Consider the following 17,590-nt stretch of genomic DNA (forward strand, 5'->3'; position numbering starts at 1 on the left):
CTTTTTAGGAGGTCATATACATGCCAGAAACTTTATTAAACGTAAAGAGCTTACAAAATTTTATTGACGGAGAATGGTTGGAGGTAGAAGAACAAACTGCTCCCGTCATCAATCCCGCAAACGGGGAAACGGTTGTTCATGTACCATTATCCAATGCAGCCCGGGTCGATCAAGCGGCAAAAGCTGCCAAAAAAGCGCAGAAAAAATGGGCATTGGTTCCGGCACCAGAACGGGCAGAGGTTTTGTTTCGGGTCGGTAGTTTGTTGAAAGAACGTAAGGAACGACTGGCGCAATTACTGACAATGGAAAATGGAAAAGTCATCGAAGAAGCGCGCGGAGAAGTCCAGGAAGGTATCGATATGGCCTTTTACATGGCTGGAGAAGGACGCCGCTTGTTCGGACAGACGACACCATCGGAATTAAAGGATAAATTTACTATGAGCGTACGTGCCCCTGTAGGCGTAGTGGGGATTATTACACCATGGAACTTCCCGATCGCAATTGCAACGTGGAAATCCTTCCCGGCGATTGTTGCTGGAAATGCGGTGGTTTGGAAACCAGCAACGGAAACTCCAATCCTGGCTTTTGAACTGGCAAAAATCCTGGAAGAAGCGGGATTGCCAAAAGGAGTGCTTAACGTCGTATTCGGCACCGGGTCAACGGTTGGTGACGCCATGGTCGAACATGACGATATTCAGGTGATTTCATTCACCGGCTCCAATGATACAGGCAGGAACATCGCCAGCAAATGTGGGCAACAATTGAAGAAAGTCTCTATGGAAATGGGCGGTAAAAATGCCGTCATCGTGATGGATGATGCAGATCTTGATTTGGCGGTCGAAGGGATTTTATGGAGTGCATTTGGTACTAGTGGCCAGCGCTGTACTGCCTGCAGCCGGGTGATTGTCCATGAAGCGGTCAAGGAACGGCTGGAGGAACGGCTGCTTGCGGAAATGGAGAACCTAACCATTGGTGACGGGTTAGATGAATCGAATAAGGTTGGTCCAATCATTAACCAAGCTGGACTGGAAAAAATTAAACATTATATTGAAGTTGGTAAGGAAGAAGGGGCTAATTTGCTTGCGGGGGGATATGTGCAGCAAGAAGGTGTACCAAAAAACGGAAATTATTTCGCGCCAACTTTGTTTACTGACTGTACGGCAGACATGCGGATTGCCCAGGAGGAGATTTTTGGTCCGGTTGTATCGCTAATCCCGGTTAAAAGTTTCGAGGAAGCGGTCGAGGTCAACAATGGTGTCGCCTATGGTTTATCAAGTTCGATCTTTACTGCCGATGTGAATCAGGTGTTCAAAGCCCAGCGTGATCTGGATACCGGAATTGTTTATGTCAATGCCGGAACAACAGGGGCGGAAATTCACCTGCCATTTGGCGGAACAAAGGGAACCGGCAACGGCCACCGCGACTCCGGTGTAGCCGCACTTGATGTGTTCACCGAATGGAAGGCTGTCTATGTTGATTACAGTGGCAAACTCCAACGTGCACAGATTGATAATAACTAAAAAGATAACGAATTGCAGTAAAAAAAGCACCAACCGCCAACAATTCGATCGACTTTCTGGTGCACTCGATCGAGTTAGAGCCGCATTCGATCGAATTTGCTGCTGACACGATCGATTTTGCGCTTAACTCGATCGAATTTGCACCGGACTTGATCGATTTTGTACGCGGCACGTCACGATCCTTCGATAGGTAAGGCGGTACACAAATTTTCAATGTGTTTACAAGGTTGTTTTGGTAACTGCAAGATAAATAGAAATCATTAGGGAGGCTGGGGAAGGTTCTCTGGCCTTTTTCCTCAGGCGTCGCATCGTAAATTTTTGTATAAGGAGTGATTGGATGAAAATAGGTGTACTCGGATCTGGTTTAATGGGAAAAGAAGCGGCTCGCGATTTAGTAACGAGTGAAGGTGTGGATGCGGTTGGTTTGGCCGACATCGATTTTGCCAGGGCGAAACAGGTTTGCGATTCGCTCGACTCTCCAAAAATAACTGCTTATCAGGTCAATGCCAGTGATGAGGAAGAATTGGCCGATTATATGCGGCAATTTGATGTGATTATTAATGCCTTGTTTTATTCCTTTAACGAAATCATCGCCCGGACGGCAATCAAAGTTGGTGTAAACTCTGTTGATCTTGGTGGACATATTGGGCACATTACCGATAAAGTATTGGCGCTGAAGGATGAAGCCAAAGCTGCCGGTGTAACATTGATTCCGGATCTTGGCGTAGCTCCCGGGATGATTAATATTTTATCCGGCTATGGAGCCAGCAAATTGGACAAATTGGAGGCCATCAAGTTATATGTTGGAGGCATTCCGGTACGCCCGGAACCTCCATTGGCATATAATCATGTTTTTTCAATGGAAGGGGTATTTGACCATTACACGGATCCATCGCTGATTATTCGTGATGGTGTCAAACGGGAAATCCCATCACTGTCAGAAGTAGAGGAAGTTTATTTTGAAAAATTTGGTCCGCTCGAGGCATTCCATACATCTGGAGGTACTTCGACTTTATCCATCTCCTATCCAGAACTAAAAACATTGGAATACAAAACGATTCGCTATAAAGGGCATGCAGAGAAATTTAAGCTTTTGGTCGATTTGAATTTAACCAGAGCGGATTATGAAGTGGATGTGAATGGAGAAAAAATTAATCCGCGTCAAGTATTATTAAAAGTGCTTGATCCGATTGTAGACTTGGGAGATAAGGATGATGCCGTGTTATTACGGATTATCGTTTCCGGTGAAAAAGATGGAAAGCCGGCTACTTATCAATATGAAATGACCACTTACAAAGATCGTGCGACAAATGTTACCGCCATGGCCAGGGCGACCGCGAATACGATCTCAGTTGTTGCGCAAATGATTGGAAATGGTACAATCAGCAAAAAGGGTGTTTATCCGCCGGAACAAATTGTTGATGGGCAAACTTACATTCAGGAAATGGCTAAACGCGGTGTTAACATTAAAGAAATCAGCCAAGCAGAAGAGACACACGTGAATAGTTAACTGCGATCCCTCTACTCATTTGGTAGAGGGATGATCCTATCGTACATAACGTTTTAAGCGAACGAAGGAGTTTTTTACATGAATCAGAGCGTCATCAAAGCATTAAAATTACTCGATTTATTTACTGAAGACCAGCAGGAACTGACATTGAAAGAAATTTCTCACCAGGCGAATATGCCAAAACCAACAGCATACCGCTTGTTATCTGCTCTGGAATCATGCCGTTTTTTATATAAAACAAAAGAAACCGAACATGACAGCCGTTATCGATTGGGGTTAAAGCTGCTGGAATTGGGAAGTCTGGTATCCGACCAGCTGGAACTGCGCGGGATTGCACTGCCATATATGGAGAAATTGGCTCAACAAATAAATGAGGCGATCCATTTAGTAATTGTGACACAGGAAGAAGCTACCTATATTGAAAAGGTAGAAAGCAATAGAGCCTTAAGATTATACACAAGAATCGGGAAAAGTACCCCATTATATATCGGATCCGGTCCGAAACTATTACTTGCTTTTTTACCAGAAGATCAGCAGGAAAAAATATTAACAGAAGACAAGCTATATTTCCTTGGCGATCATCAGCCGGTTCATCGAAAAAGTCTGATACGTGAACTGGAAAAAATTCGTCAGGAAGGATATGCTTGTAGTACAGGAGAACAAGACGCTGACACGACCGGGATATCGTATCCGATTTATGACCATAGTGGATCAGTTGTTGCCGCTTTAACGGTAAGTGGATTGTCAAGCCATTTTGAAGGGGAGAATGTAACGTTTATTAAGACAAGCACGAAGAATAAGGCGCAGGAAATCTCCACTCAATTAGGGTATCGTGGTGAGGGTTTTGTCGGCTGAAAAACAAAAGAGAGGAATGGACAGCCATGAACACCGTTTTTATTGCAGGACATGCCAGACTGCCATCCGGAATGGCGGCGAAAAGTATTTATGAAACATTAACGATTACAGCAGAAATTGATAAAAAATATGGGGTTATTGTAACAGCAGGCTGTACGCTGGCAACCTTGCATGGCAGGGAATATGTACAACAGTTATTACGAGGCTATAGTTTGCAGGACGGCATTGAGAAGCCTCTACAGGAAGTACGCGAACGTTATCTGGGTAAGGCAGGGAACGCACTGGAATCGGCGTTGAAAGATTTGTATAAGCAGTATGAGCAGTATCACATGGAGTAAAAGAGCAATTAGATTGATAGTTTTATTTAATTTGGGTGAATCATTAATGATGAAAAAAATAACGAATAGGAAAGAAGGGATTAAAAATGGATGTAAGATATCCGATTGGGAAATTACAAGTTCCCGAAATGGTAACATTAGAAAATATTCGAGAATGGCTAAAGGAAATCGAAACTTACACGATTCGATTAAGGGAAACTGTTGATTCACTAAGTGATGAGGAATTAAGCAGAACATATCGTGATGGCAGCTGGACAGTTCGTCAACTTGTTCATCACATTGCAGATTCTCAGTTGAACATGTATCAACGTTTGAAGCTGGCTTTGACAGATGACAATACAGCAGTACCAGCTTTTGATCAAGATAAGTGGGCGATTCTGCCGGATACAAAGCTTAATGTAGAAAGTTCTATTAAAATGCTAGAAGGTATAAATGAACGCATTGTATCTTTAGGGTATAGTTTAACTGAAAAACAATTAGAGCGAGCTTTTACTCTCCAAAAAAGTGATGAAATAACAGTCGCTGCACAAATTGCGAAATTAGCTTGGCATGAAGAACACCACTTAGCCCATATAAAAATCGCGTTATCAAAGTAGAAAGGGACAAGGGGACAGGCTCCTCGTCCCACCTTTTTCTTCCATGTGAAATTTTGGGACAAAAGAACCGTCCCCATGTCCCTGTCAAACCTACTCCATACCCCCTATTTCGATACCAATTCTTTGTCCCAGGCCGGCAACATGTGATTCAGCGGTTTATCTTTCCGATAGCCTAAGACATATTCAGCCTGCATAACGGTATGAATTTCACGCGTTCCTTCATAGATAACCGGTGCTTTAGAATTTCTTAAATAGCGCTCAACTGGATATTCATCGGAATACCCATAAGCGCCATGAATTTGTACGGCATCATCAGCAGCTTTGTTGGCAAAATCGCATGCCTGCCATTTGGCGAGTGACGTTTCGCGGGTGTTTCGCTTACCCTGATTTTTTAGTTCTCCTGCACGATAAACGAGTAAACGGCTCATTTGCAAGCCAGCCTCCATCTTGGCAACCATTTGCTGCACAAGCTGGTGACGGCCGATTTCTTTGCCAAATGTTTTACGTTCGTGGCAATAGTTGACGCTTGCTTCCAGGCAGGCCATGATTTGACCAACTGCACCGGCAGCTACCGTGAAGCGGCCATTATCCAATGATGCCATGGCAATTTTGAATCCTTCTCCTTCTTCACCAAGTAAATTTTCTTTAGGCACTTTCACATTATCAAAGAATAATTCTCCCGTATTCCCGGAGCGGATGCCGTGTTTACCTTTGATCGCCTTAGACGAAAATCCATCCCATGACCGTTCCACAATAAACGCGGAAATGCCATGGTGTTTTTTTGATTTATCGGTATAAGCGAACACAAGAAAATGGTCAGCCGTGTCACAAAGCGAGATCCACGTTTTCTGGCCGTTTAGGACATAGTAATCGCCATCTTTGACTGCAGTTGTCTGTAGAGAGGCCACATCTGAGCCAGCACCAGGTTCCGTTAAACCGAATGCTCCTACTTTTTCGCCTTTTGCCTGGGGTACCAAATATTTTTGTTTTTGTTCTTCATTTCCCCATTGCAATAGGGACATGCTATTTAGACCGGTATGCACGGAAACAGCGGTACGAAAGGCAGTATCTCCGCGTTCCAATTCTTCACACACAATGGCCAGTGCGTTATAGTCCATGCCACTGCCACCATATTGTTCCGGAATACAAACCCCCATCAGACCAAGATCGGCTAAGCGCTGCATAATGGATGGGTCAAATTTTCCATCCCGATCCCAATCCGCAACATATGGCATGATTTCTTTATCGACAAAATTTCGGACGGTTGTTCTAAGTAATTCCTGTTCTTCTGAGAATTCAAAGTTCATGCTAATCACTCCTACATTAATTTGATTTCGTGAATCCTAAGTTCGCTAGTATTTCATCGGTATGTTCACCGGCATCTGGTGGATGATGCCTGACTTCTACTGGTGTACGGGAAAATTTTAATGGACTGCCAATCATTTTTACGTTACCAGCAATTGGATGCTCACAAGCGATAAACATATTTCTTGCCCGCAGCTGCGGATCATTGGTTACTTCAGCAAGATCATAAATCGGCCCGCATGGAATCTTGTTTTGCTTGCATTGTTCCTGCCAATACGCTGTTGATTTGGTTAAAAAAACTTCCTGAAGTAATGGCACCAATTCATCGCGGTGTTCAACCCGGCTTGGATTCGTCTGGAAACGCTCTACCTCCATGAATTCCGGTTTTCCCATTAGTTGGCATAATTTTTTAAACTGGTTATCATTCCCAACGGCAATAACCATTTCCCCATCTGCTGTTTTAAATGTTTGGTAGGGAACAATATTGGCATGATGGTTACCAAGTCTTTGTGGGATCTTCCCAGACATCAAATAATTGCTGCCAATATTGACTAACGCACTGGTTGCTGAATCATAAAGGGATAAATCCAATTTCTGGCCTTTACCCGATTGGTTCCGCTCAAGGAGTGCACCCTGAATTCCGATACAGGCATATAGCCCGGTCAAAATATCGGTAATCGCAACGCCGACTTTTTGTGGACCGGAATCCGCATCACCGGTAATACTCATTAATCCGCTCATTGCCTGAATAATAAAGTCATAGCCGGGCATATCTTTGTTAGGACCAGTTTCACCAAATCCAGTAATCGAACAATAGACAATTCCCGGATTAATGGCGGCAAGCGTTTCATAGTCAAGTCCGAACCGCTCCATCGTCCCGGCTTTAAAATTGTTAATGATGACATCGCTTTCAGAAACGAGTTTTTTAATAATCTCAATTCCTTCCGCAGATTTCAGGTCAACGGTAATACTTTTTTTATTGCGATTGGCACACAAATAATAGGCACTGACGCCGTTTTTAAATGGTGGTCCCCATTTACGCGTCTCATCACTTCCGCCGGGTGCTTCTACCTTGATGACTTCTGCACCCATATCACCGAGGATCATCGTACAATACGGACCGGCCAACACACGGGACAAATCAAGAACTTTGACATTTTCAAGCGCCCCTGACATATCATCACTCCTTTCTATTCATGTAAAAAAGCCAATTCAAATTGACTACAGTTTGCGCTGTAACTCAATCGGAACTGGATCATATCTTTGGAACAGCACTGGGGTGGAGCTGTAAACAGATTAGGCAGTATTTATACGTGACATTCGGTTTCCTATTTATTATAGGATGTAAGTTTTATAGAGATCATGCGTCCTAAACGTGCTAGCGTTTTTTACATGATTCATCTACACTCCATTGTAGTCTATTCAGAATAATTTGTAAATGTTTTTGTGTTATTTTATCGGAAAATTTTTGCGTGTGTTGGAAATAGAGGGGATATGGCCGAATGTTGCATCAACCTACGAACTTGAATATCAATCAATTATGCTTGGATATCAACCGTAAATAGGGGGTATCAACCAAATGAGTAGCTATATCAACCGCAAATGGCAACATATCAACCCAATGGGCACGGATATCAACCGAATCGACCGGAATATCAACCAAATAGAGGAGAGTATCAACCGGGTGTGGCGTAATATCGACCAAACGGGTGTGGTGATCAAACAAGTGAATCAACCGCCACATCTGTAATATCAGCTGCTATAGGGCATTAACCCAAGTTACATTCAGGCATTTAATCCATAAAAATAATAAAGGCCGTGTACCATAATGAGTTCACGACCGTATCACTATTATTTTGCAGCTTTTTGTAATTTGGTAATCATTTTCAATGCGCGGCCGGTGCCGATTGCGACGGATTCGAGTGGGTTTGGTGCGATATGAACAGGGACAATGATTTCGTTTGCCAGCCATTCTTTCATACCGTTCAAAAGGGCGCCACCACCAGTTAATACGATACCGTGATCGACAATATCACCACTTAATTCTGGAGGGCAGCTTTCCAGGGTTGCCCGGATGGCTTCCAATATTTGGTCCAGAGATTCTTTTAACGCGTTGTGAATTTCAAAGGAGGAAACGGTCACTGTTTTCGGCAGGCCAGTAACCATATCACGTCCACGAACATCCATTGTTTCCTCTTTATGGTCTGGATAAGCATAACCGATTTCCATTTTGACATTTTCAGCGGTACGTTCACCGATTAAAATGTTATAGTTTTTGCGAATGTATTGCGTGATTTCCTCATCCATTTTGTCGCCACCGGTGCGAATTGAATTACAAGATACCACGCCGCCAAATGAAATGATGCCTACTTCAGATGTACCACCGCCAATATCAACGACAACATTGGCAACTGGTTCCTCAACCGGTAAATCAGCGCCGATCGCAGCTGCAACTGGTTCTTCAATTAAATGGACGTTTTTCGCCCCATAGCTTGTGACCGCATTATGAATGGCACGGCGCTCAACCGTCGTACTTCCGGATGGGGTGCACACAACGATCGTTGGTTTCCGCATCGAATGTCCCATTTTTTTGCTAACCTTCTTTAAAAGCTCTTTAAGCATTTGGGCGGTTACATCATAATCCGCGATAACACCGTCTTTTAATGGTCGGATCGGGACAATATTTTGTGGAGTTTTCCCAACCATTTCTTTCGCCTCAGCACCAACTGCAACAACATTTTTCGTATTAATATCAATCGCCACAACAGATGGCTCGTTCAGAACAACACCTTTTGACTTTGAATAAATTAATATATTGGCCGTGCCCAAATCTATTCCAATCTCTGCATTAGATAACATGATATACTTCCTCCAATAATGACAGACTTCTAATTATATATTTTCTATACCATACCATAATTTCTGGGGGTAAGTCACTACTTTACATATATTGTTATCTAGCGTTTTTGCACCCAAAAATAAAATTTTAAACCAGATTACTATATTTAATGAAAGGCAAGTAACAATAACGTTACAACATTTTACTTTTTGTAACAAGAACTTGGAAAATTTGCATATGTCAATGGTTGTTTTTATGTAATTTTTCCCTTTGGATTGAACATTTTCCTGTATGCCCGTAATCAGGTACCACCGGATATCTTGTATTCTAGGGAAATATTGGACTTGCATTAAAAATCTATCTCTCATTTATCGTAGTTGGCAGGCACTCCCAGCATTATTACAAAAAACCCATGCTATGATGATTTTGCAAAAACAAAAACGCAAAGGGAGAGTGTACAACATGTGGAAAAAATTTGGCATTGCCACTGCAATAACAACAGCTCTGGTTTTTGGCGGAGCATTATCATCGGTTGATGCATCAGCTGGTACTGATCATTCAACAAATCAAACATATACAGTGAATGGTTCTCACAATCTATTAAACAATTATTTGAACCATTGTCATATTAATTCGAACCAACAGGGTGATAATCAAAAACAACAAGCTGATCAGCCAAAACAAGATCAGCCGCAACAGACAGAAAATGAAGATCAGGCTCAACAAACGGAGCAACAACCAGCACAAACGGAAAATTCCGAAGCACCCGCAGACAAGCCGGCTGCCGATAAACAAGAAAGCAAAGACGATGGACAAGCGCAGGGATTAAGTCAATTTGAACAACAAGTAGTTGACTTAACCAACCAGGAACGTCAAAAACAGGGATTGTCACCACTGAAAGCAGACACGGAATTGAGTAAAGTAGCTCATGAAAAATCTCGTGATATGAGTGCCAACAATTACTTCTCACATAACAGCCCGAACTATGGCTCACCATTTGACATGATGAAGTCGTACGGTATCAGCTACAAAACTGCTGGTGAAAACATTGCCAAAGGTCAAAAATCACCAGAAGAAGTAGTTAATGGTTGGATGAATAGTGAAGGCCACCGTGCCAACATTTTAAATCCTGACTTTACCCACATTGGCGTTGGTCATGTAGAAAACGGAAACTACTGGACACAAGAATTCATTGGAAAATAAACAGGGTTTGGAAAAAGGGACTGGCTGTACAATGGCTAGTCCCTTTTTTATGGACAGTTTCATTCGCCTTGCGCTAAAGTTAATCTTGTCTTTTTCCAATCCAGCTACAATAACTGCCCTAATTTTTGGGATTCGCCGATAAAAAGTGAAAAACCGCCGATAAACTGATCGGAATCGCTGATAAATAGTGTGAAGTCGCCGATAAACTGTTCACACCCGAGGCATACTAAAACCGACATACATATTAAATGAAAACCGTGCGCAAGTTTAACAGTTTATCTGGAGTGGTATGTATAGTGGAGTGCAAGATTGGACGCAAGTTGCCAAAGTATCATCTTCTAAGGAGAATACCTGGCTGGATGGAATATAATAGTAACATCAGATCAACAAGTCGTGAGGTGAGTATACATGGTGCAAGGCGCAGCAAATTGGAATACGGAACAAACACAGGAATGGTTAACCAATTATGTTGATGATTGGGTATCCTTTTATCGAAAACATACGGGTGATGGTGAAGTTGCTTCATATATCCCGATTTTGGCTGAAGCGAAACAGGAGTATCTGGGAATATCAATTATTGGAAAAAATGATATGCAGATTCGTTCTGGTGATGTGGATGTTCCATTTACATTGCAAAGTGTCTCAAAGGTTTTCAGTTTTATCGTAGCCTGTATCGAACGCGGGGTTGGTTATATGCTTGATCGAGTTGATGTCGAGCCAACCGGGGAGGCTTTTAATTCGATTATGCATCTGGAAATGCGCAAGGTGGAGAAGCCATTTAATCCATTCATAAATGCGGGGGCGATTACCGTGACATCCATGTTGGCGGGAAGGACTTCAGATGAGAAACTGCAACCCGTTATTGAATTAATGGAAACCATGCTTGGCTACCGCCCGTCGATAAATGTGGATGTTTATGAATCAGAGCGGGATTCATCGATGCGTAACCGGGCAATCGGTTATTATTTGCTGGAAACCGGGTTTCTGGAATCGGATTTGAATATTACATTAGAAACTTATTTCAAGCAATGTTCCATCGAAGTAACCGTTGATGATTTGGCGAAGATTGGTTTGATCCTGGCGTGTGATGGTGAGGATCCAAAAACAGGGGAAGAAATCATCCCACGTCAGGTAGCACGTATCGCAAAAGCGTTGATGCTGACGTGCGGGATGTACAATGACTCTGGAAAATTCGCAACATATGTAGGTATCCCAGCCAAAAGTGGTGTTTCAGGGGGGATTCTTGCTGTTGCACCACCACGGGTACGTGAAGAAATTTTGCCATTCATGGACGGATGTGGCATCGGCGTGTTCGGACCGGCATTAGACGAGAAAGGCAATAGTATCGCCGGTATCCGCCTGTTAAGACACATAGCCAAACAATGGGATCTCAGCGTGTTTTAGGGAGATCCCCTAATAAGGCGAAGATAGGAAACAGTAGCCAGCTCGTGTAATAGATGCTTTTTTCAATATGCTTTTCACCTGACGTCGATCATACCTATAAGTATTTGTTAACTTTACAAAAGCATTTACTTTATATTTGTAAAAACACACAAATCATAATAAACTCGTATTAGTACACATGAATTGGAGTGTTCCCCGATGCGAGATTCACTATCCTCAACCAATTTTAACGAGGATTTTCAATCTGCAGACCAATTGGCCGATTACATTGCAGAAATTTTGGAATGCCCCATTACAATAGAAGATTCTAATCATCATTTGATTTCATACAGTAAGCATAGTGAAAATATTGATGAAGCAAGAATCTCAACGATTATGAGCAGAAAGGTACCGGATAAGGTGATTAACAGCCTTTGGAAAAATGGTATTATGCACAAATTGTTCGAAAGTGATGAGCCAATAGCTATTCCGGCAATCGAGGAAGTTGGTCTTGGTAATCGTATCGCTGTATCCATTCGCAAAAATAATGAAATACTCGGATTTATTTGGGCGCATACGAACGATAAAGCACTATCAGACAATAAATTGCAATTATTAACCGAAGCTGCCAAGTTGGTTAAAAAATTCATGCTGCATTCCCGAACCAGGAAAATTAAGGGGGAGGATGCGTATAACAATTTTTTCTGGCAGCTGCTAATGGGTGATATTGATAATGAAAGTGAAATTAAACAGCGGGCTGAGCAACTCGGGATACAATTGGATGGTAATCTCGCAATTGTTATCATTGAATTTAAAAATGATATAACAGAGACGATTGAAAGACATGCAAATTATTTGCTGAAAACCTTGAATAAAGTACAAATTGTTTTACGACTTTTTGATCAAAAACAACTGATTTTACTTGTTCAAGGAGCACAAGTCGATCATATGAAACAATTGATCATTGCATTTATTCAATCGTTTCAACAAAAAATGAATACCCAGTTGGAAATTTGCTGTATGAAGTCTTCCATAGGTTTAATCTATCATTCTGCTATAAATATGACCGACAGCTACAAACAAGCGTTAAAGGTGATGGAATTGAAAGATAAATTTCCGGATACATTGGAGGGAATTTATTCGTATCAGGATCTCGGCATTTATCAATTTATTGAAGAACTTCGTAATAAAAGACAGCAAATGCATTATGAAAACGAAAGCTTGGAGAAGTTAAAGGCATACGATAAGAAACATCATACAGAACTGTTACCCACGTTAAAAATTTATCTGGAATGTGATAGTAATGTGAATCAGGCTGCCAAAAAAATGTTCATTCACGCGAATACTATGAACTACCGTTTAAAGCGCATTGAAGAAGTAAGTGGAATAAATTTAAAAAATGCACATTTGAAGGTAACAGCATATATTGATTTGCTGATAGAAAGTTTTGACGATATGTGATTTGTGTTTTTACACAAACGAAAAGAAGTATTTTCATTTTTTGCGATAAGGATTCTATTCGTGAAAGGGATTACAATGGTTGTAGAAGTTACTTAAGATGAGGAGATGATAATGATGATTATTGGGGTTCCAAAAGAAATCAAAAATAATGAAAATCGTGTTGCGATGACACCGGCTGGGGTTATCCATTTAGTCAATGCTGGTCAAACGGTTTTGATTGAGACAAACGCTGGATCAGGAAGCAGTTTCACCGATGAAGAATATAAACAAGCTGGTGCTGAAATTGTTAAAAATGCTTCAGATGTTTGGGAAAAAGCGGATATGATCATGAAAGTGAAAGAACCGCTTGCATCTGAATATAAATATTTTCGCAAAGGATTAATTTTATTTACGTACCTCCACCTGGCGAATGAACCGGAACTTACAAAGGCGCTGGTTGAAAATGAGGTAACAGCAATCGCTTATGAAACCATTACAGTGAACAATACCTTGCCATTACTTACGCCAATGAGTGAAGTTGCCGGCCGTATGTCAGTTCAGCTTGGTGCGCAGTATTTGGAAAAATCACAAGGCGGAAAAGGGATTGTTTTAAGTGGTATTCCTGGCGTGAAACGGGGAAAAGTCACTATTATTGGTGGTGGAGTAGTCGGGGCAAATGCAGCAAAAATCGCGCTTGGCTTAGGTGCGGATGTCTCCGTCGTTGACCTTAATCCTGCACGTTTGCGCCAGCTTGATGATATTTTTGGTAATGATGTGCAAACACTAATGTCCAACCCGCTTAATATTGCCGAAGCTGTAAAAGAATCTGATTTGGTCGTTGGCTCTGTGTTAATTCCGGGTGCAAGAGCGCCTAAACTCGTTACCGAAGAAATGGTGAAATCAATGCAACCAGGATCTGTTATTGTAGACGTGGCAATTGATCAAGGCGGTAACTTTGAAACGGTTGATCATCCAACAACACATGATGACCCAATTTATGAGAAACATGGTGTACTTCATTACGCGGTTGCTAATATTCCTGGTGCTGTTCCACGTACTGCCACGATTGGTTTAAACAACGTAACCGTTCCATATGCTGTACAAATTGCCAAAAAAGGAGTTTTACAAGCGGTTAAAGATAGCGAACCAATTAAAACAGGTGTAAACGTACTCAATGGCAACGTAACCTATGAAGCTGTTGCCCATGATCTGGGATTTGATTATGTTTCCGTGGAAGATGCAATGGCAGCATTTTCTGTCTGATTGAAGCACATAATATATGTGACGACTGTGTTAATTTACCACGCTTTCCAGAAAAGGTACCCTTCTTCATCTATAAGAAGGGTACCTTTTGTGTTGAATGATGTTTTCTCAAGTAGTGGAAATCGATCGAGCTGGGCGCAAAATCGATCGAGTGCACGCTAAAATCGATCGAACCCGACGCCAAATCGATCAAGCTAGAAATGAATCGAACACTAGCCTGCTTAAATCTCCATCTACCCTATGCACTATAAAAATAGGAATAGCAGAACCTCATTTTGCCTCAGCTAAGATACTTGTTTGTGCTGTCTGATTTCTTTGTTTTTCGTAATGTTGATAAATTGTTCTGCTTTTGCTAAAGGTGCTGTGGTGATGAGGCTTATTCCGGTAAACAGGATGGCCGACATGACTAGTCCCCAGACACCAGAGCCAAACCCCAAGGGCGTCCACCCGGCAAATTCCATCAGCAGCACTAGAATGGCGCCCAACAATACGCTGGTAATAACCCCTGTAGCCGTTCCTCGTTTCCAAAAAAATGTACCAATAAAAGCAGGAACCGTTACAATTAACCCGGATGATGCTGCGACAGATAATACTGCAATCAAGTTAAGCTGTAATTCAGCAAAGGCAAATGCCAGGATCGCAATGATCGGAATAACGATTTTCCCGATCCGCAATTGTTTGGCATCTGATGCATGCTGTTTTACATTTCCGTAGACATCCTTGGCAAACATCGATGATAATGTCAGCATGATCGAATCAATGGTGGAAACAGCTGCGGCCAAAATACCGACCATTACGATCACGCCGAGGATAGGTGGTACCAACTCGGATGACAGCAATTTCGGTGTAGCCAAGTCCGCTGTTGTCAGATCCGGAAACATTTGCAATGCCGAAAATCCCCACAATACCGATACAAATGTATAAATAAATCCGAATACTAAAAAACCAATCAGCATTTGTCGCAATCCTTTTAATGAAGCGGGCATGAACAAGCGCTGACTGACTTGTGGATTGGACAAACTAAAGAAAAACCATGGCAGTGTTAAACTCACAAACGTGGCAAAACTAAAATAGCCATTCCCTGGTACGGATAAAGCTTGCGGGTGATTGATTTGTAACGTGTCAAAAAATACCCCAAACCCGCCCAAATGATGCACAACCAGCAAAACAACAAGGGTTGCTGTGATAATCATGATTATCGCCTGTAATGAATCCGTCCAGACAACCGAATAAATGCCGGCAGTATAGGAGAATAATATAGCTAAAACTGTTGCGATCACAACACCAGTCGTAAATGGTATCGCATTATTCGTAATCCCTTGTAACAGATATCCAACACCAGCAAGCTGGACAGCACAATATGGGATTAAAAATAAACAACTAATAATAGAAATGACGCTGGCAACAGGTTTGCTCTGATACCGATCGCCTACCATTTCTGCTGGAGACACATAGCCGAATTTTTTCCCGGCGAGCCAAAAGCGGGGGCCAAATAAGGCAACAAGTGATACACCTGTGAAATAGACAATCTCAAATCCAAGCGCTCCAACGCCACCTTGATAAGTCAATCCGGCTAGTCCAACCAGCATAAAGGCACTATACGTCGTGGCACTGTAACTTAGTGCTGATAGAATACCATTCATATTCCGCCCGCCAATAAAATAGCTGGACATATTTGTGCGGACACCGTGTCGTGCCCAAAAAGCAACCGCTAATGCTAGAATGATATAAATAAAAATGCCAATATAAACAAAATTTGCTTGCAATTTACTCCCTCCAGTCCTTAGTAACCATGACATTTGCTACAATAATGAGAACGCCGATAACTCCCCAGATTAGAAAACTTCCATACCATGCGTCAACGCTTGACAGAACGGTATACGGCAAAATATATGCTGCCAAGACCAATACAACAATGAGTGCTCCCCACAAGGATTTTGCCCTGTTCATTTCTACGTCAGCCTCCCTTTATATTTTACATGTGTCTTTACACATATGTTTACACAATGGAGATAGAAACGCAACCTATATTTTTAAAAGATGAATGATGACAGGTTTGTCAGATGGATTTGGTATACTGATAGTAATTAGTTTGTGGGGGTCTTTGATTTGGATAAAATTTTTGGTGAAGAAAGACGACAGTTGATATTATCATGGCTAAAGGAAAGCGATCAGCCGCTGTCGGGAAAAGTATTGGCAAAAAAAACAAATGTGAGCAGACAAGTGATTGTGCAGGATGTCTCTCTTTTAAAGGCTGCTGGTGAACCAATCATTGCTACATCCCGGGGATATGTTTATTTTCATGAACCAGCGGATACTGCTTTATGTACAGCGGTGATTGCTGTTCGCCATACCGCCAAGGACACAGCTGATGAATTATATACATTGGTTGATTATGGTGTTACGGTTAAAAACGTGATGGTGGAACATCCAATTTATGGCGATATTACTGGTTCATTGATGCTAAAGAACAGGAGGGATGTGGATGCGTTCCTTGCTAAATTGAACCAAGGGGCATCACTATTATCCCAGCTTACGGGCGGTGTTCATTTGCATACGCTTGAAGCGGAAACAGAGAAACAATTGGAAGAGGCAAAAGCTGCATTAAGGAATTCCGGTTATTTATTGGAGTAGCAGTTTTTTTAAAAAAAAGAGCGTGTATAAAAGGATAGTTGTGCGATCCATAAAGGAAGTTTCACCTTATCCAGCTTGGTTTGGATCGTCTTTTCATCCATCCCAGGTTTCAGATTGTCATTACCCGGGTATAGATAGTTAACATATAATCAAGGGCTATTTTTCCACAGATAATGAAAAATCGGTTATAATGGTACGGGTACGTGATAATCTGCTGTTAGATGACCAAAATAGAAAAGATCAGCAGTATAGGATTTTTCATTTAAAAAGCAGCGCAAGCTTGGTACAATCAGTATAGATCAAGTAGTACTGAAAACAAGGAGAGATAGTAATGAGCAAACAAAAATTATACTTAGGTATGCTATTAGGTGCTGTGGCAGGTGGATTAGCCTCATTATATGATAAAGAGACAAGAAGCTACACCAAACAACGGCTGCAACAAGCAAAAGGTACGACCAGCTATTATTTAAAACATCCAACTGATGCCATTCGCAATGTGCAGAGTGCTTGCAACCAGTTCAGTCAAAAGTTTAATGAAAATGCAGATAATGCGATTAATGCGTTGGAACAGGTGGAAGATACGCTGGATAAAATTACTAAGAAGGATGAGCCGAAAGAAATAAATTCAACCATGTAATAGTGCGTGTTCAAAAAGGAGGATAAAAAGGACCGAGAAGTTCTAGGCGGCGTAGCTTTGAGCACCG

The 17,590-nt window shown here is 41.8% G+C and carries 17 protein-coding genes; 12 read left to right on the forward strand and 5 right to left on the reverse strand.

All coding sequences use genetic code 11. From position 1 onward, the window contains the following. Positions 1-20: 20 nt before the first annotated feature. From ABRT01_RS13310 to ABRT01_RS13330, 5 genes are all read left to right on the forward strand, one after another. A complete protein-coding gene (locus ABRT01_RS13310) occupies positions 21-1,520 on the forward strand; it encodes an aldehyde dehydrogenase family protein (RefSeq protein ID WP_269410125.1) in 1,500 nt (499 codons plus the stop codon). 337 nt (positions 1,521-1,857) lie between these two features. Continuing rightward, positions 1,858-3,030 (forward strand): saccharopine dehydrogenase family protein, encoded by a 1,173-nt coding sequence (locus tag ABRT01_RS13315; protein ID WP_269410124.1) that lies wholly within the window; start codon positions 1,858-1,860, stop codon positions 3,028-3,030. 78 nt (positions 3,031-3,108) lie between these two features. After that, complete coding sequence (locus ABRT01_RS13320; protein ID WP_367747767.1) at positions 3,109-3,885, forward strand: IclR family transcriptional regulator; 777 nt, start codon at positions 3,109-3,111, stop codon at positions 3,883-3,885. 26 nt (positions 3,886-3,911) lie between these two features. Next, positions 3,912-4,223 (forward strand): DUF3870 domain-containing protein, encoded by a 312-nt coding sequence (locus ABRT01_RS13325; protein ID WP_367747770.1) that lies wholly within the window; start codon positions 3,912-3,914, stop codon positions 4,221-4,223. An 86-nt stretch (positions 4,224-4,309) separates the two neighbouring features. Continuing rightward, positions 4,310-4,819, forward strand: a complete 510-nt coding sequence (locus ABRT01_RS13330) for a YfiT family bacillithiol transferase (protein WP_367747773.1) — start codon at positions 4,310-4,312, stop codon at positions 4,817-4,819. 104 nt (positions 4,820-4,923) lie between these two features. Here ABRT01_RS13330 and ABRT01_RS13335 read toward each other — a convergent pair whose 3' ends face one another. Further along, a complete protein-coding gene (locus ABRT01_RS13335; protein ID WP_367747776.1) occupies positions 4,924-6,126 on the reverse strand; it encodes an acyl-CoA dehydrogenase family protein in 1,203 nt (400 codons plus the stop codon). Positions 6,127-6,142: 16 nt separating this feature from the next. After that, positions 6,143-7,300, reverse strand: coding sequence for a CaiB/BaiF CoA transferase family protein (locus ABRT01_RS13340; RefSeq protein WP_367747779.1), 1,158 nt, complete (start codon positions 7,298-7,300; stop codon positions 6,143-6,145). Positions 7,301-7,703: 403 nt separating this feature from the next. On the opposite strand from ABRT01_RS13340, the gene ABRT01_RS13345 reads away from it, so the two are divergent. Beyond that, positions 7,704-7,874 carry a hypothetical protein gene (locus ABRT01_RS13345; protein WP_367747782.1) on the forward strand — a complete coding sequence of 57 codons (171 nt, stop codon included), beginning with the start codon at positions 7,704-7,706 and terminating at the stop codon, positions 7,872-7,874. A gap of 101 nt (positions 7,875-7,975) precedes the next feature. Here the strand turns inward: ABRT01_RS13345 and mreBH are convergent, their stop codons facing one another. Then, complete coding sequence (mreBH, locus tag ABRT01_RS13350; protein WP_269410117.1) at positions 7,976-8,983, reverse strand: rod-share determining protein MreBH; 1,008 nt, start codon at positions 8,981-8,983, stop codon at positions 7,976-7,978. A gap of 442 nt (positions 8,984-9,425) precedes the next feature. On the opposite strand from mreBH, the gene ABRT01_RS13355 reads away from it, so the two are divergent. The 4 genes from ABRT01_RS13355 to ald all read left to right on the forward strand — a co-directional run bounded on the left by ABRT01_RS13355 (position 9,426) and on the right by ald (position 14,252). Continuing rightward, positions 9,426-10,166 carry a CAP domain-containing protein gene (locus ABRT01_RS13355; RefSeq protein WP_269410116.1) on the forward strand — a complete coding sequence of 247 codons (741 nt, stop codon included), beginning with the start codon at positions 9,426-9,428 and terminating at the stop codon, positions 10,164-10,166. A 408-nt stretch (positions 10,167-10,574) separates the two neighbouring features. Further along, entirely contained in the window at positions 10,575-11,570 is a 996-nt protein-coding gene (locus ABRT01_RS13360) for a glutaminase (protein WP_269410115.1), read from the forward strand. A gap of 198 nt (positions 11,571-11,768) precedes the next feature. Next, positions 11,769-13,010, forward strand: a complete 1,242-nt coding sequence (locus ABRT01_RS13365) for a PucR family transcriptional regulator (RefSeq protein ID WP_269410114.1) — start codon at positions 11,769-11,771, stop codon at positions 13,008-13,010. A gap of 114 nt (positions 13,011-13,124) precedes the next feature. Beyond that, entirely contained in the window at positions 13,125-14,252 is a 1,128-nt protein-coding gene (ald, locus tag ABRT01_RS13370) for an alanine dehydrogenase (protein ID WP_269412601.1), read from the forward strand. A gap of 284 nt (positions 14,253-14,536) precedes the next feature. On the opposite strand, the gene ABRT01_RS13375 is transcribed toward ald, so the two are convergent. Both ABRT01_RS13375 and ABRT01_RS13380 read right to left on the reverse strand, forming a co-directional pair. Then, positions 14,537-16,018, reverse strand: coding sequence for a sodium:solute symporter family protein (locus ABRT01_RS13375; protein ID WP_367747788.1), 1,482 nt, complete (start codon positions 16,016-16,018; stop codon positions 14,537-14,539). 1 nt (position 16,019) lies between these two features. Next, entirely contained in the window at positions 16,020-16,202 is a 183-nt protein-coding gene (locus ABRT01_RS13380; RefSeq protein ID WP_269410112.1) for a hypothetical protein, read from the reverse strand. A gap of 159 nt (positions 16,203-16,361) precedes the next feature. Between ABRT01_RS13380 and ABRT01_RS13385 the strand changes: the two genes are divergently transcribed. After that, positions 16,362-16,886 carry a transcription repressor NadR gene (locus tag ABRT01_RS13385; RefSeq protein ID WP_269410111.1) on the forward strand — a complete coding sequence of 175 codons (525 nt, stop codon included), beginning with the start codon at positions 16,362-16,364 and terminating at the stop codon, positions 16,884-16,886. 331 nt (positions 16,887-17,217) lie between these two features. Beyond that, a complete protein-coding gene (locus tag ABRT01_RS13390; RefSeq protein WP_269410110.1) occupies positions 17,218-17,523 on the forward strand; it encodes a YtxH domain-containing protein in 306 nt (101 codons plus the stop codon). The last annotated feature ends 67 nt before the right edge of the window (positions 17,524-17,590 follow it).

The organism is Lentibacillus sp. L22, assembly GCF_040812445.1.
Classification (GTDB): domain Bacteria; phylum Bacillota; class Bacilli; order Bacillales; family Amphibacillaceae; genus Lentibacillus_C; species Lentibacillus_C daqui.

Excerpts from the sequence above, each read along its gene's own strand:
- ABRT01_RS13355 (WP_269410116.1), top strand. The coding sequence starts at position 9,426 with ATGTGGAAAAAATTTGGCATTGCCACTGCAATAACAACAGCTCTGGTT.
- ABRT01_RS13340 (WP_367747779.1), bottom strand. The coding sequence starts at position 7,300 with ATGTCAGGGGCGCTTGAAAATGTCAAAGTTCTTGATTTGTCCCGTGTG.
- ABRT01_RS13310 (WP_269410125.1), top strand. The coding sequence starts at position 21 with ATGCCAGAAACTTTATTAAACGTAAAGAGCTTACAAAATTTTATTGAC.
- ABRT01_RS13320 (WP_367747767.1), top strand. The coding sequence starts at position 3,109 with ATGAATCAGAGCGTCATCAAAGCATTAAAATTACTCGATTTATTTACT.
- ABRT01_RS13390 (WP_269410110.1), top strand. The coding sequence starts at position 17,218 with ATGAGCAAACAAAAATTATACTTAGGTATGCTATTAGGTGCTGTGGCA.
- ABRT01_RS13360 (WP_269410115.1), top strand. The coding sequence starts at position 10,575 with ATGGTGCAAGGCGCAGCAAATTGGAATACGGAACAAACACAGGAATGG.
- ABRT01_RS13345 (WP_367747782.1), top strand. The coding sequence starts at position 7,704 with ATGAGTAGCTATATCAACCGCAAATGGCAACATATCAACCCAATGGGC.
- ABRT01_RS13325 (WP_367747770.1), top strand. The coding sequence starts at position 3,912 with ATGAACACCGTTTTTATTGCAGGACATGCCAGACTGCCATCCGGAATG.
- ABRT01_RS13365 (WP_269410114.1), top strand. The coding sequence starts at position 11,769 with ATGCGAGATTCACTATCCTCAACCAATTTTAACGAGGATTTTCAATCT.
- ABRT01_RS13335 (WP_367747776.1), bottom strand. The coding sequence starts at position 6,126 with ATGAACTTTGAATTCTCAGAAGAACAGGAATTACTTAGAACAACCGTC.
- mreBH (WP_269410117.1), bottom strand. The coding sequence starts at position 8,983 with ATGTTATCTAATGCAGAGATTGGAATAGATTTGGGCACGGCCAATATA.
- ABRT01_RS13330 (WP_367747773.1), top strand. The coding sequence starts at position 4,310 with ATGGATGTAAGATATCCGATTGGGAAATTACAAGTTCCCGAAATGGTA.
- ABRT01_RS13315 (WP_269410124.1), top strand. The coding sequence starts at position 1,858 with ATGAAAATAGGTGTACTCGGATCTGGTTTAATGGGAAAAGAAGCGGCT.
- ald (WP_269412601.1), top strand. The coding sequence starts at position 13,125 with ATGATTATTGGGGTTCCAAAAGAAATCAAAAATAATGAAAATCGTGTT.
- ABRT01_RS13380 (WP_269410112.1), bottom strand. The coding sequence starts at position 16,202 with ATGAACAGGGCAAAATCCTTGTGGGGAGCACTCATTGTTGTATTGGTC.